At 42.2% G+C, this 14,934-nt stretch carries 15 protein-coding genes; 1 reads left to right on the top strand and 14 read right to left on the bottom strand.

The annotated features are described in order from the left end of the window. Window positions 1-3: 3 nt before the first annotated feature. The 5 genes from H8Z79_RS01600 to H8Z79_RS01580 are packed head-to-tail and all read right to left on the bottom strand — an operon-like array spanning window position 4 to window position 4,400. The gene (locus H8Z79_RS01600) at window positions 4-240 is read right to left on the bottom strand and encodes an HPr family phosphocarrier protein (RefSeq protein WP_118039415.1); all 237 of its coding nucleotides are present in this window, start codon (window positions 238-240) and stop codon (window positions 4-6) included. A 14-nt stretch (window positions 241-254) separates the two neighbouring features. Further along, on the bottom strand, window positions 255-1,349 hold the full coding sequence (locus H8Z79_RS01595) for an ABC transporter ATP-binding protein (RefSeq protein WP_015542028.1): 1,095 nt from the start codon (window positions 1,347-1,349) through the stop codon (window positions 255-257). Window positions 1,350-1,355: 6 nt separating this feature from the next. Next, on the bottom strand, window positions 1,356-2,207 hold the full coding sequence (locus tag H8Z79_RS01590) for a carbohydrate ABC transporter permease (RefSeq protein ID WP_117942594.1): 852 nt from the start codon (window positions 2,205-2,207) through the stop codon (window positions 1,356-1,358). Continuing rightward, on the bottom strand, window positions 2,179-3,078 hold the full coding sequence (locus H8Z79_RS01585) for a carbohydrate ABC transporter permease (protein ID WP_015542026.1): 900 nt from the start codon (window positions 3,076-3,078) through the stop codon (window positions 2,179-2,181). The genes H8Z79_RS01590 and H8Z79_RS01585 overlap by 29 nt, the downstream gene beginning before the upstream one ends. Beyond that, window positions 3,078-4,400: an ABC transporter substrate-binding protein gene (locus H8Z79_RS01580; RefSeq protein ID WP_015542025.1), complete on the bottom strand. Its 1,323-nt coding sequence runs from the start codon at window positions 4,398-4,400 to the stop codon at window positions 3,078-3,080. The genes H8Z79_RS01585 and H8Z79_RS01580 overlap by 1 nt, the downstream gene beginning before the upstream one ends. Window positions 4,401-4,693: 293 nt before the next feature. Here H8Z79_RS01580 and H8Z79_RS01575 point away from each other — a divergent pair, with 293 nt between their 5' ends. Next, complete coding sequence (locus tag H8Z79_RS01575) at window positions 4,694-5,731, top strand: LacI family DNA-binding transcriptional regulator (RefSeq protein WP_015542024.1); 1,038 nt, start codon at window positions 4,694-4,696, stop codon at window positions 5,729-5,731. A gap of 37 nt (window positions 5,732-5,768) precedes the next feature. Here the strand turns inward: H8Z79_RS01575 and H8Z79_RS01570 are convergent, their stop codons facing one another. The 9 genes from H8Z79_RS01570 to H8Z79_RS01530 all read right to left on the bottom strand — a co-directional run bounded on the left by H8Z79_RS01570 (window position 5,769) and on the right by H8Z79_RS01530 (window position 14,890). Next, on the bottom strand, window positions 5,769-6,509 hold the full coding sequence (locus H8Z79_RS01570; protein ID WP_118039414.1) for an amino acid ABC transporter ATP-binding protein: 741 nt from the start codon (window positions 6,507-6,509) through the stop codon (window positions 5,769-5,771). Next, a complete protein-coding gene (locus H8Z79_RS01565; RefSeq protein ID WP_182001862.1) occupies window positions 6,506-7,297 on the bottom strand; it encodes an amino acid ABC transporter permease in 792 nt (263 codons plus the stop codon). The genes H8Z79_RS01570 and H8Z79_RS01565 overlap by 4 nt, the downstream gene beginning before the upstream one ends. 15 nt (window positions 7,298-7,312) lie before the next feature. Continuing rightward, window positions 7,313-8,110 carry a transporter substrate-binding domain-containing protein gene (locus tag H8Z79_RS01560; protein WP_408609890.1) on the bottom strand — a complete coding sequence of 266 codons (798 nt, stop codon included), beginning with the start codon at window positions 8,108-8,110 and terminating at the stop codon, window positions 7,313-7,315. Between the two features lie 263 nt (window positions 8,111-8,373). Then, window positions 8,374-9,750: a C40 family peptidase gene (locus H8Z79_RS01555; protein WP_118039411.1), complete on the bottom strand. Its 1,377-nt coding sequence runs from the start codon at window positions 9,748-9,750 to the stop codon at window positions 8,374-8,376. Between the two features lie 212 nt (window positions 9,751-9,962). Next, the gene (locus H8Z79_RS01550) at window positions 9,963-11,618 is read right to left on the bottom strand and encodes an N-acetylmuramoyl-L-alanine amidase family protein (RefSeq protein WP_015542020.1); all 1,656 of its coding nucleotides are present in this window, start codon (window positions 11,616-11,618) and stop codon (window positions 9,963-9,965) included. Window positions 11,619-11,836: 218 nt separating this feature from the next. Next, window positions 11,837-12,823 carry a diaminopimelate dehydrogenase gene (locus H8Z79_RS01545; RefSeq protein ID WP_118039409.1) on the bottom strand — a complete coding sequence of 329 codons (987 nt, stop codon included), beginning with the start codon at window positions 12,821-12,823 and terminating at the stop codon, window positions 11,837-11,839. 143 nt (window positions 12,824-12,966) lie between these two features. Next, window positions 12,967-13,605: a J domain-containing protein gene (locus H8Z79_RS01540; protein WP_015542018.1), complete on the bottom strand. Its 639-nt coding sequence runs from the start codon at window positions 13,603-13,605 to the stop codon at window positions 12,967-12,969. Beyond that, window positions 13,598-14,443, bottom strand: coding sequence for a DUF5685 family protein (locus tag H8Z79_RS01535; RefSeq protein WP_118039408.1), 846 nt, complete (start codon window positions 14,441-14,443; stop codon window positions 13,598-13,600). Before H8Z79_RS01535 ends, H8Z79_RS01540 begins: the two co-directional genes overlap by 8 nt. A 36-nt stretch (window positions 14,444-14,479) precedes the next feature. Next, complete coding sequence (locus H8Z79_RS01530; protein ID WP_118039407.1) at window positions 14,480-14,890, bottom strand: hypothetical protein; 411 nt, start codon at window positions 14,888-14,890, stop codon at window positions 14,480-14,482. Window positions 14,891-14,934 lie beyond the last annotated feature (44 nt).

Raw genomic sequence — 14,934 nt, 5'->3', positions numbered from 1 at the left:
TTTCTATTTTTCTATGAATGGACTGATTACTTCCATTGCTTTTTCTGCTTCAGTGCCTTCTGCATGAATTCTCAGATCAACCGCTTTGGACAGATCCACGCTGAAAATTCCCATGATTGATTTTGCATCAATCACATATCTTCCGGACACAATGTCTACATCACAGTCCAGACGCGTCACAGCATTGACAAAATCTTTTACTCTTTCTATTGTCCCTAAACAAATCTTTACTTCTTTCATTATCAACGTCACTCCTATAAATAATTCATCTCAGTTTCTTTATCAAAGAAATGAATCTTGGATGGCATAAATACAAATTCAATTTCATCTCCAACCTGGCTGATCTCATATTTAGAAACTCGTGCAACTGCCTGGCAGCCTCCGAACTGGAAGTACAGGTTATTCTCATTTCCCATGACTTCTGTATCTGTGATCACAGCTTTCATTTTATTTTCTTTATAAAGTTCCAGGTTCTGTCCATCCATTTTGAGATCTTCTCCACGGATACCAAGTGTCATCTCGCCTTCTTTACCATTCAGTTTCTTAAGAATAGCTTCCGGCAGCATCAGTTTATTTCCGTCTTCAAATGTTACTTCGTTTCCTTTTAAGGTAACATCAAAGAAGTTCATCTGCGGGGATCCTATAAATCCCGCAACAAATTTATTTACCGGATGATCATATAATTCCATTGGTTTTCCAACCTGCTGGATCACGCCCTCTTTCATGATAACGATACGATCAGCCATAGTCATGGCTTCAACCTGGTCATGTGTAACATAGATCGTCGTTGCACCCATTTCACGATGCAGCTTGCTGATCTCCGTTCTCATGCTGACACGAAGTTTTGCATCCAGATTTGACAGTGGCTCATCCATCAGAAATACCTTCTGATTTTTTACTATTGCACGTCCCAGTGCAACCCTCTGTCTCTGACCACCGGAAAGATTCTTCGGTTTTCTGTAACGGAATTCCTGCAGTCCCAGGATATCAATTGCCCAGTCTACTTTTTTCTTGATCTGGTCTGCTGGCATCTTCATGTTCTTCAGCCCGTATCCGATATTTTTTTCTACGGTCATATGCGGATACAGGGCATAGTTCTGGAATACCATCGCAATACCACGGTCTCTCGGTGCTGTCTCGTTCACTCTTTTGCCGTCAATATACAGATCTCCTTCTGTAATCTCTTCGAATCCGGCAATCATACGAAGTGTTGTGGATTTTCCACATCCAGACGGTCCTACAAATGCGATAAATTCTTTTTCTTCTATATTAAGATTAAAATCATCTACTGATTTGTGTTCTGCTCCTGCATATTTTTTTCCGATATGTTTAAATTCTATAAAACTCATAATTCATTAACCCTCCTTGGAACCAGTTGATGTTACACCTTCTACAATCTGTTTGGAGAACAGTGCATAAATAATAATAACAGGGATTGTGATCAGTGTGATTACTGCAAGTGTCTGTCCCATTGTTGTATTGTCATTGGATGTTATGGAGTTCAGACCAATCTGCGCGGTCAGAAGATCACTGGATGTAAATACAAGTGACGGCCAGAGATAGTCATTCCATACTCCAAGGAATGTAAACACACTGACAGTTGCAACGACTGTCTTTGACATTGGCAATACCATGGTAAAGAAATATTTTACCGGACTACAGAAGTCAAGCTGTGCCGCCTCATAAACATCATCCGGCAGACTTACGAAAACCTGTCGGAACAGAAAGATATTAAACGGATTCACGATCATTGGAAGTACATATCCAAGCACGGTATTCAGTAGTCCTGCTTTTGCAATGATCAGAAAGTGTATCGTGATAACAGTTTCTGTCGGTACGATCAGAAGCATCATGATGATCAACAGCCACTGGTCGCGGAATGGAAAGTTAATCTTTGCAAGTGCATAGCCTGCAAGTCCGTTGACAATAACCCCAAGTACAATCAGCAGTGCCGCATATCCCAGAGTATTAATCATGTAACGAAGGAAATTGGTATCTGTCAGAATCGTAATATAGTTTTCAAAATAATTTCCATTTAAAGCAGGAGGAATAAATGCTGCTATGGAATTCATATCTGCTGTGATCGCTGCATCTGGTTTAAAGGAGTTTGCAAGCATCCAGATAACCGGAAACAGGAAGAATACAGAGAGTAGCAGCAAAACAACTGCCAGAATCCAGTTAAATGTTTTTTGCTTTTTTGTTAACATGTTTTTTCTCCTCCTTTCCTTTGGTCAGTACATTCTGTATGATCGTCAGGATAACAACAAATATTGTAAATACAATTGCCATTGTTGATGCAAGTCCCATCTCCCAGTTCATTGTGCCGGTTTCATAAATGTCATATACAAGTGTGTATGTTGAGTGATCCGGTCCTCCACCTGTCATGACCATCGGCTGTACCAGCATACGGAACGCACCGATTGTAACCGTGATAAATACAAACACACAAAGTGGTTTCAGTTCCGGAAGTGTGATGTCTTTAAATTTCTGCCATCCACTTGCATGATCCATCTCTGCTGCTTCATAAAGTGCCGGATTAATATTCTGAAGACCTCCGAGGAAAATGATCATCTGATATCCTACACCCTGCCATACACTCATGATCGCGATGGACGGAAGCGCCTGCTTCGCACTGTGAATAAACGGCTGAGCGCTGATTCCAAAATGAGCAAGCAGTGTATTTAAGATTCCCTCCGGACTGTAGATGTCCATCCAGAGTGTAGATACAACTGCCAGAGACATGACAACAGGGATAAAAAATGCTACTTTAAAATATTTCTTGCAATGCGTAACTTTGTTGATCGCAAGTGCCAGAACAAGTGCTCCGATACACTGGCAGGGAACGATGATAATTACAAATTTTACCGTGTTAAAAAATGATTTTACAAATAATTCGTCTTTAAAAATGTTTATGTAGTTTTCCAGGCCTACAAAATGTGTCATATCCGGATTCAGTGCAAAGTAATCGGTAAAACTGAACACCAGTGTCAGCACCATCGGCAGAAATAAAAACAGCGTAAGAAGTACCAGTGCCGGGCCAAAGAAAGCCATTCCTAAGATTGATTCTTTTTTCTTCATTATTCTCTCGTATAACGTTCCAGTTTCGCGTTAATCCTTTCTACAGATTTATCCAGTTCTGTCTGTGCATCCTTGCCGCCAAGTCCGACACTTTCAAGTGCCTGCTGGAAGGATGTACTTACCTGTGGATATACAGGAGTTTTTGGTCTTGGGTGTCCGTATTTACTCAGCTGCTCGTACAGTGCTTTGTAATTTTCGTCTGTCTGGAATATATCGATCTGATCAAATGCCTTATATGTTGATGGGAGTGATTTTGCTTCATTCCAGATTCTTACACCACTTTCCACACCACTCATCCATTTGACCAGCTCTGTTGCACCTTCAATATTGTCTGTTTCTGAAGATGCTGCAAATGCCCAGGAGCCTGTCGGTGTATATCTTTCACCATCCCAGTCATCACCAACTACATAAGGTGCAACGCCAAGATTCACATCCGGATAGTTCTCGTAGATTGTGTTGACTTCCCACGCACCGTCAAATTTGAAGGCTGCTCTTCCACTTTCAAACAGATTCTCGATTGGAGCTTCTGACATATATTTGTTCTCTACAATCTGATGGAAATAATTCATAACCTCAACGTTTTTCTCTGAATTAAAATATCCGTCTACAGTCATTCCATCATCACTTACCAGATTGCCGCCATTTGCCCAGATGAATGGGGCATAATAGTAAATACTGGCTTCACCTACCGGGAAAGTCATATCAATCGGATATCCCTTCTTCTCATCCATTATTGGCTTCAGTTTTGCCAGAATATCCATAAATTCCGTTCTTGTCCATGGATGGTCGGCATCCGGCACTTCAATCCCGGCCTCCTCAAGAATATCTTTATTGTAATAAAGACCTACACTGGATTCCATAACTCCAAGTGCATAGAGCTTGTCATCATAAGTTCCCTGCTCCAAAATGGATTCCAGATACTCGCCCCTCTCCTCCTCTGTCAGGTCTGCCAGAGGCTGGATGATACCGTTCTCTGCATATGCAGCAACATTCGGTCCGTCCAGTGTGAGAACATCCGGAAGACCTCCTGAGAGCACCGATGAATTTACCTTATCTGAATAACCGCCTCCACTGTCATTTCTCGGAATAAATTCAATATCTGCGAAATATTTACCATTATATTTCTCATTAAAGCTGTCTACAGATTCCCTGTAAACCTGTCCTTCCAGAGTATCCTCAATACTGTGGACCCAGATGGAAAGATACTGTTCGCCCTCATCATATCCTGCCACATCGCCGGGCTTTACTTCTTTTTTCTGACATCCTGTAAGACTGACTGCCATAGCCAGACCGGCAAGAAAAATCAGTTTCGCTTTCTTCATGTGCTCCTCCTTTTCCCTGTGCTCATTCTACGTTACCGGTAAAGTTACCGGTTACTTTATGGTTTGATAATATCACAGCAATGCTATCAAGTCAACCATCATATGCGATTTCATTGCTTTATACAAATTTCATATCTCCACTTTGTAAAGTTTTTACAAAACCGGTTACTTAACCGTTTCTGTTGATTGTTTTCATTGTTCTGTTTTGAAATTTCTGCTATACTGTTATCATAAAAGTAATTGACTTCTCACTATAACATGGTAAAATTTTATTTTATCGAAAGGAACCTGATATGGGTAAAAAAAATATAACTTTCAGTGACATCGCAAAATATACCGGTTTTTCCAAAACAACCATTTCCAGATATTTTAATAATCCGGACTCTCTTACCCTGGAAAACCAGCAGATCATTGCGACTGCTCTTGAAAAATTAAACTATAAGGAAAACAAAGTCGCGAGAATACTCGCGAACGGAAAAACAGAGTTTATAGGAATCATTATTCCGAACCTTTATATGCACTACTATTCAGAAATCTTGAATCAGATACTGAAGACCTACGACTCTTTCGGATATAAGTTTCTCGTATTCACCGGAGATGACCACGAATCAACCGAACGAAAATATATACAGGAACTTCTTGCATACAAAATTGAAGGCATGATCATTCTGAGTCACACAATTCCTTCCATAGAACTTGCTTCTTATAATATTCCAATCGTAACGATCGAGCGTGAAGATCAGTATGTGAGCAGTGTCAACACAGACAACTATATGGGTGGTGTACAGGCAACCAGTCTTCTTGCCAAGACAGGTGCCGATATCCTGATCCATATCAATGCAGATATTCCCAAGCAGACACCATCCTATGAACGTATTCGAGGATTTTCTGATATCTGCAAGGAATACAACATTCCTCATGAAATGATTCTTACGGATACCGGACATACTTATGATGAAACATCCCGGATCCTTAAAGACCTTCTTGAAACAATTGATACGAAGTACAAAAGAAAAACAAAAGGTATCTTCCTTCCAAATGATACCTTTGCCAATATTATGCTTAATCATCTGATTCAGAAGTATGGCTGTCTGCCTGATGATTACAAGATTATTGGTTTCGATGACTCTCCCGTTTCAAGAGAAGCAATCATCCCGATCAGTACTGTTGGGCAGCAGATTGATAAAATTGCTTTATCTGCCATGGAACTTCTGAATGAACAGATTGAAGAACGCCATAAAAGAAAACCAACTCTGTCTGTCGAACCAACGCATAAAATCATTCCGCCAATTCTTATTAACCGAAAAACAACCCTTCCTGTTGAACGCTGAACAACAGGAAGGGTTGTTTTATCTAAACATCTTAACTTTATGCGTTTCTGAAACGGCTTAAAAATTCTTTTGTCAGTTCTTTCTGCGGATTTTCAAAGATCTGCTGAGACGTGCCTTCTTCTACGATGACTCCATCACCCATGAAGATCACGTGCTTCGCCACATCTCTGGCAAATGCCATCTCATGTGTAACAATGATCATCGTCAGACCGTCTTTTGCAAGTGTCCGCATAACTTCCAGCACCTCTCCGACCATCTGCGGATCCAATGCGGAAGTGGGCTCATCAAAGAGCAGGATCTCCGGTTCCATCGCAAGTGCTCTCGCGATCGCAACTCTCTGCTTCTGTCCGCCGGAAAGCTGTTTCGGTTTCGCATTAATATACGGTGCCATACCAACTTTTTCCAGATACATCATCGCATTTCTGTACGCTTCTTCTTTGCTCTTTTTCAGGACTTTTTCCTGTCCGACCGTGCAGTTCTTAAGAACAGTCATATTGTTAAAGAGGTTAAAGTTCTGAAACACCATGCCGACCTTTGAACGGTATTCAGGAACGTTTACATGCTTGTCCATGATATTTGTTCCGTGATAACGGATCTCACCGCAGGATGGTGTCTCCAGAAGATTCATGCAGCGAAGCAAAGTGGATTTTCCGGAACCTGACGGTCCGATGATGCAGGTAACGTCCTTTGGTTTTACAGAGAAATCAATATCTTTTAAGATTTCGTTGTTTCCGAAGGATTTTCCCAGATGCTGTACTTCAAGGATTGTCTCACTCATTCTCTGTCATCCTTCCTTTCTCTGTAAGAATACATACCGCTGGTATGTGTCAGTGTATCCGCTGTGGCCAGATCGTAGTTATCCGGTCCGTCCATCTTGTGTTCCAGCACACGCAGGATACGGGAACAGGTAAAGGTCATGATGAAGTAAATGATCATCGCAATCGTGAAGGATTCAAAGTATGTATAGAGTGCACCCGCCACACCTTTGGTCGTATAGAACAGTTCAACTGTACCGATAATGGAAAGTACGCATGTATCTTTGATGTTGATGATCAGGTTGTTGCCGATCTGTGGCATAATATTTCGAAGTGCCTGCGGAAGAATGACATTGATCATGGTCTGTACATGTGTCATACCGATTGCTTTTGCACCTTCTGTCTGTCCCGGATCGATTGAAAGGATTCCTCCACGGACAGTCTCTGCCATATATGCACCTGTGTTGATCGACACGATAAAGATTGCCGCAAACCACATGGACATATTGATATTAAACACAGCCGCACTACCGAAGTAAATAAACATCGCCTGTGCCATCATCGGAGTTCCACGGAAAAACTCCACATAGCAGGCAAAAATAAATTTCACAATTTTAATCAGGATCTTTTTGGCTGTTGAATCATTCTTATCAACCGGGATCGTCTGCACGATACCAACGAGAAAACCAATGATGCATCCAAAAAGCGTTCCCACCAGCGCCAGCCACATGCTGACTCCGGCTCCCTTCGCAAAAGAAGGACCATATTGCTGAAGAAGATAGATGATTCTTCCCCCAAAACTCTCAGGCAGCATTTTGCTCCTCCTTTATGATTCGGAAAGTGGCTGTACAGAAATAGCCTCATCCATCATTTTATTGAAATCATCCTCTGTCATCTCACTTAAGACACCGTTGATCGCATCTTTAAGTTCATCGTTTCCTTTTTTCAGGGAAATACCAATGTTGATATCTTCATCAGATACTTCAAATTCTCCGTCTGTTCCTGTGAAATCAAGAAGTTTGAAATCTGGATAAGCTACGCATGCTGCTTTTCCTGTAGGCATATCTGTTACAACCGCATCACATTTGCCGGCTTCAAGCGCTACCAGCATAGCCGGTGCACTTTCCTGTGCAGGAAGGATGTTGCCATCCGGAATCTGCGGCAGGCAGGAATCATACCAGATCGTATTCTGCTGAGATGTTACTGTTGCTCCTTTGAGGTCTTCCACGCTTGCTGCATCTTTGTAATCACCGTCATTTTTAACAAGAGTGATGATAGATGCATAATAGTATGGATCTGTAAAATCAACCATCTGCTGGCGCTCTTTTGTGATAGACTGTCCTGCAATTACACAGTCAACCTGTCCGGACTGTACAGCCGGTACAAGAGAATCCCAGTCAAGTTTTACGATCTCAAGATCATATCCGAGTTCATCGGCAATCTTCTTTGCCATCATAACGTCATATCCATATGCATAATCGGAACTTCCGGAAATCTGGACAGCACCGTTGGAATCGTCCGGCTGTGTCCAGTTATATGGTGCATATCCGCATTCCATTGCAACTTTCAGAGTTTTCTTGTCATCTGCGCTAACGCTCTGTACTCCAAATACTCCACATGTCATGGATGCTGCCACTGCAGCAACTGTCATCATTCTCCACATTTTGCTCTTTCTCATTTTCGTTTCCTCCTGAAATGTATATTTTTCATCCATATGTCCTTTCGGAACATATCACCATAAGTGAATCGTTCCAGAATTTATCTGAAACAAAAAAAGAGCGCACGGAACTATTAAGTGCTCCGTTGCGCTTTGTCTCATTTTAATACTTAATTTATCGAAAGTCAAGAAAAAAAGCAGTTCCCGAAGGAACTGCCTTTGCTCTTTATTTATGAAGGTCTTCTTACAGAAAGGATTGTTCTGTAAGTAGCATCATTGCTGATCTTGATACCATCTCTGGAGTTAGATGCATGTACGATCTGTCCGTTACCCATGTAGATTGCAACATGTCCACCATAGCAGATCAGGTCGCCCGGCTGAGCATCTGCATAGGAAACTTCTGTTCCCCAGTTCTGCTGCTCATAAGATGTTCTCGGAAGGCTGTAACCAAACTGTGCATAAACGCTCTGTGTAAATCCTGAACAGTCAGCACCTCCTGTAAGGCTTGTACCGCCCCATACATACGGATTACCAACAAACTGTGTTGCATAATCTACGATTGAAGAGCCTGAGCCTGAACTGGATGAACTGCCGGATGAAGAGCTTACACTGTCAGGATCAACTGTGTTGTCGCTGTCGATTACGTTACCGTATTCATCATACTCCACACCATCATCACTGCTTGTCACTTCGCTCGGATCTACTTCATTGCCCTCTTTATCATATACGGTGTCACCGTTTTCTGCAGCTTCATCTGCATCTACTTCATTGCCCTCTTCATCATATACCGTCTGATCTTCCTGCTGTGCAGCTTCTTCTGCTGCTGCGGCGGCAGCGGCTTCTGCTTCTGCCTGACGTCTTGCTTCCTCTTCAGCTGCAATACGTTCTGCCTCAAGCTGTTCAATCTCTGCCTGCTGTTCCTGAATCAGGTTTGCATACTCATTTGCCATTTCCTGTGCATAAGCGATTTCATTATCACAGTCTGCGGAGTTGGCTTTCTTTGTATCGATCTGAGTCTGAAGATTTGCAGATTCAGCTTCATATTCCTGTTTCATGCCTTCCAGTTCGGATTTCTCCTGCTGGTACTGATTTCCGAGATTTGTAACCTGTTCAATCGTATTGGCATATGTCTCAAGGCTCTTTCTGTCGTAATCATACATCTTCTGTGTATATTCTGCTTTTGTCAGAAGATCAGAAAGATTATCTGCACTCATCATCATCTGGAACCATGCTTCGCTTCCACCTTTTTCGTACAGATACTGGATACGCTGTTTCATTGCTGCGTACTGTTTGTCTTTGGCATTCTGTGCTTTCTGAAGATCTGCCTGTGTCTGTTCGATATCAGCCTGTTTATTACTGATATCTCCCTCTAATGTCTGAATGGAAACCATGACGTTTACAAGATTTGCATCCAGTGTATTGATTTCATCCTGTAACTGCTGCTTGGCAGAATAAAGCTGATCGATCTGGGCATATGTTGCATCAAGCTGTGCGCTTGTTGCTGCCTGTTCCTCTCTCAGTTCATCTTCTCGTGACGCGCTTACGCTGACTACCTGTGCTGCTGTCATCATTAACGCCAACGTCAGGCAAACAATTCGTTTCTTCATGTTTCTCACCTCATAATCTTAATTGCTATATTCTGTAACATTTACGAAATATCTCTTTCAAGTTCTTATACATATTAACATATAGTTTTTACGATTGCAAGAGGAAAACATTAAAAAATTTAATATTTTGTAACATTTATTAAAAACTCCGCAAGAAATAAAGGAGTTTCCATATTCCGGAAACTCCTCTGTAACATTTCTTTCTTATTTAATTAGAATCCAAAAAGGATTTTAAGAATCTGATCGGCTGTCTTGCTTTTGAATCCATCCGGATCAGAAAGTGTACTGTTCCATCTCATGTAGTTACCACGACGAACAAAGTTTCCACATGCCGGGCGATATTCGAATTTTTTGTAACCGGCATATCTGGTCATATATTTTCGTGCCAGTGTCACCGCCTGGCTGTCAGATTTACCTTCCGGAGTACTGGTCCCCGCAATCTGCACACCTGCGTTTGGTGTGGAGTGTACGATCACTGCGCTCTTATCGGAACACTGTCCGAGAACAATCCATGTATGTCCGTCATCGTATCCGATATCTCCGGGATAAAGCTTCCAGTTTTTCTTTGAGAGATAATTCTGATTTACGTATGTGCCCCATTTCAAAGTATTCTTATAGTAGGAACCGATCTCTCCCGAAACAACTGTATATCCATATCCGACATTACTTCTTGTCTGCATGACCTGATATGCTGCCCAGCCTACAAATCCGGAACAGTCGAGGCCCTTTGCTCTGTTAGTCTCGCTCAGATCACGGTAGTTGTTATAATTGTAACTGCTGCTCTGACCGAGGTAAAACTTCTGCCAGTTTGATTTCACACCCTTCAGCGTGGAATCATACCAGCCACCGCCCCAGATATAAAGTGCCTGTCCAACCGGCCGCAATGCACCTGCCAGATAATTCTTAATGGTCTTTGTTCCGGTCTGTGCCACCGGCTTCGGATCATTCTTAAAATATGAAGTATCTACCGCAGCATTGTCTGCTTCGCTACTGCCGTCATATATCAGCACACCGGTTGAACTAAACTTGTAACTGATACCATCGATCTTCTTTGATCCGGTAACCATCTTAAATGTCTTTGTATCAAAATAATATTTGCTTCCGTCAATCGTTACCCAACCACCTGTTGCAATACCTGTACTGGTGTTAAAATAGTAAGTGCTTCCGCTGATGGTTTTCTTACCTGTTGCCATGACGCCATTCTTGGCAAAATAGCGTTTCTTTCCTTTCGATGAGGTCATCCAGCCGGTTGCCATACGATAATATTTCTTACGGAAATATCTGGTGTATCCCTTTGAAGATGTAATAAATCCGGATTTTGCAGCTCCAGTCTTACCATCGAAATAATACTTGTAGCTACCGATTTTCTTAAGTCCGCGGTACATTTTGCCATCACTGCCAAAATACCACTTCTGGTTTTTGGAATTCGTCATCCAGCCGGTTGCCATTGTATACTTCCTGGTATCAAAATATCTGTAAAAATTCGTTCCGAATTTTACGAAACCACTCACTGTAAAGCCGGTCTTCTTATTGAAGTAATAATATTTGCCGGCAATTTTATTAAATCCGGTATACATCACACCGGTTTTCTGGTCAAAATAGCGTCTTCTGCCTTTCGACGAGGTCATCCAGCCTTTGTAAAGTGCGCCGGTCTTTCTGTTCAGGAAATATTTCTTTCCTTTTACTGTGACCCAGCCTTTTGCTTTCTTTCCATTTTTATAGTAAAATGTCTGACCACCCACCGTTCGAAATCCGGTCGATGCAGCCTGTGCATCTACGGTCGTTGCCTGAAATGCAAAGCCTGCTGCAAAAAGCATTACTCCTAAAAATATGCCCGCGATCCATGACTTTTTGCATACCTTTCCCATACCCATAACCTCTTTCTGTAAACAAATATGTTTGTATTTTTTACAATCTTGTTACAATATTATGTAGGTATTATATCTCATGTTTATCTTTCCGTCAACAAAAAATATAAAACACTGTAAACAGTAACGTTTTATGCACAAAAAAAAGGGCAAAGCCAATGGCTTCACCCTTTTGTAATATTTCACTTTTTTCTGCATAAGTATCTTTCTGATCAGAATTAAAGAAGATGTTTTCTTAATTCTGCGCCGTCCAGTGCACTTAAGTATGCCGGTGCAACATCAAATACAGTCTTGCATCCCTTCTGACCTTCCTGATTCATGCGGTATGCCGCTCTTGCATAGGCAGCGATAACGGATGAAGTAAATTCCGGGTTGGAATCAAGTTTCAGGCTGTACTCGATCACATGGCTGTTTTCATCGTTCCAGCCGGTCTTTCCGGTACGGATTACAAATCCACCGTGTGGAATACCGCTGTGATCACGTTTCAGTTCTTCTTCGGAAATGAAATGTACGGTTGTGTCATATTCATCAAAATAGTTCGGCATAGTCTTGATCTCTTGCTCGATACGTGCAAGATCAGCACCTTCCTCTGCCACTACGAAGCACTCTCTTATGTGTTTCTGTCTGGTAGTGAGTTCCGGATTCTGTCCGCTTCTTACCGCTTCAAGCGCAGCCTCAACCGGGATCGTGTACTGTTTGCCGTCTTTGACACCATCGATGCGACGAATTGCATCGGAGTGTCCCTGACTTACGCCTTTGCCCCAGAATGTATAATCTTTACCATTGGTCAGGATTGCATTTGCATACATTCTGTTGAGGGAGAACATTCCCGGATCCCAGCCTACGGAAATGATTCCGACATGATTACTCTCGGAAGCTGCTTTATCTACATTTGCAAAATGCTCCGGGATTCTTGCGTGGGTATCAAAGCTGTCAACAACGTTGAACCACTGTGCATATTTCGGGGTCTGAACCGGAAGATCTGTAGCACTTCCTCCGCAGAGAATCAGAACGTCAATTTTATCTTTCATTTTTTCTGCTTCATCTACATGATATACTTTTGCTGTATCTGTAAGAATTTTTACGGATGCAGGATCACGACGTGTGAATACGGCAACAAGCTCCAGATCCGGATTGTGTTTGACTGCACATTCTACTCCTCTGCCAAGATTGCCATAACCTAAAATACCAATACGAATACTCATTATGATTTCCTCCTGTAATACTCTTCCTTTTGCTGTTCTTTGATGCAATAACACTTTAGCACAGCAATACATCCATTATAATAATATCACTCTTATAAAATGTCAATTTCTTTTATGACAGGATTTCGATTTTTTCACTCTGACTAACAGCAGAACATGCCGCCTCCCGGGCAACACAGATTACAGACCATGTTCGCCAGACACAGCTTCATACAGTAATCACTGCCATCCGATGGCATGCCGCCGAATGGATTCTGCTGTTCCTGATACCAGCTTCCTCCGCCTTCCAGTCTCTGAAGGAGCATCCGGTACTGCATATTATCCGGCTCCATATTGACTGCTGTACGTGCATCGTTCATTGCGTTCACATTATTTCCAAGTCCCATATTCGCCATCGCCGACAGATAATACCACTGCCCGTTTCGCTGACTTAAGGAGGAAAGCACGTTCATCGCCTCCTGAAAATGTCGGCTCTGGATGTAGTTTGCCGCTGCCTGTCTGCGGATGGCCTCCTCATCCTGATACGTCCTCCGGCTCTGACCGCCAAATCCTCCAAATCCATCATAGGAATTGTAATTTCCGGAAGTTCCGTACTCTTTTTCTTTCATGATCTGCTCGTAAGCCTGCTGTACTTCTTTAAATTTCTCTTCCGCCTGCGCTTTATTCGGGTTGTTGATATTCGCATCCGGATGGTATTTGCGGCTGAGCTTACGATACGCTTTTTTAATTTCCTCATCTGATGCATCTCTGGAAACACCCAGCACACTATATGGATCAAACATGTTCTTTCTCCTGTTCTTTCTTCCGTTTCCCGGAAACTGTCTCAAATCTGCACCATACTCCGGAATACAGGATATTCCGAAGAATATCGGTATATTTTATAATAGGAAGTTTCTCGAATTCCCGGCAGGTTTCTGCCATCATCATCATAAGCATACTCTTTACCCGGTCATCAAACCCTTTTATTATATAATCTTTTGAAAATGGATTGTAATTTCCTTTTTTGACATCCTCTTCCACATCATCATAGGCATCCAGCAGATAAATAAACTTGCCGAAATAAAATCCCATACGCCGAAGAGTCGGTTCCCATACATCTTCTCTGTATGCAAAGATTTCTGCCATGATTCTGCCAAAGCAGCCGGATACGCGATCGATGTCTGTCGCATTTTCTTTTTCAAGTTCGGACAGTTCATCCAGACAGGATACAATCGTCTGCACCTTTTTGCTCCAGAGTTTTTCGCTCTTCTTTTCTTTATTTTCCAGCAATTTGCCAAAAACAAGTCCCGGAATACTTCTCTCATCATTCCAGTCATCTTTGCATTTGTAATAAGTCAGAAAAATATTCATATCCGCAGCATATTCAGTAATTGCATTTTTTCTGACCGGCTGTCTGCGCACCGGATGTACGATACAGCGCGTCGTTCCTTTCTTTGTTGGCGGCTCATAAAGTCCGCTGAGCAGAAGGATCACAAAGGTCATATCATAAGTTAACGTAATCTGTCCGCTGAGTCCGTAGCGCTCTTTCAGCTCCCTGCACAGTCCGCAGTAAAAAGAACGGTACATATCGAAATCTTTGAATTTGATCTCCGGTTTATTCATTACCACATATCCAAACACTGTGTCGCCTCCTCCCTGTCACGCTGACCTGTTTTATCAGCTTCTTTTAATAAATTTCGTATGGCATTTCGGGCATTCAATCTCAATCTTGCCCTTTCCTCTCGGAATACGGATCTTCTGACCGCATCCTGGGCAGGAATAAATATGATGTGTCTTTCTCTGATTCATCATACTCTTTTCTCTGTTGAAACGCTGTCTGAGCTTTGCAGTCGCAGCAAGATATTTTTCATTTTCCTGGTATCTCTTCTGGATATCTCTGGAAAGCATGCGGTAATATGTATACAGCAGCACCAGAAGCCCAACTGTATCAAGAAGTGCGCCTATTCTGCTTCCGCTGCGGAAAAAAATCGAAAGGATGATCGCAACAAGTGCCACCCCCATCGTAAAACGCGCAAATGCATCTACTCCATAGCGTCCCTGCATAAATTTGTTAAACTTGTCTCTCATCTAAGTCCTTCTTTCTTATGACCTTTTGCCTTTATGTGATCTGT

It is taken from the genome of Blautia intestinalis, from assembly GCF_014297355.1.
Taxonomy (GTDB): domain Bacteria; phylum Bacillota; class Clostridia; order Lachnospirales; family Lachnospiraceae; genus Blautia_A; species Blautia_A intestinalis.
Note: the sequence above shows the minus strand (reverse complement) of the source record. Positions and strands in the feature narration are given on the sequence as shown.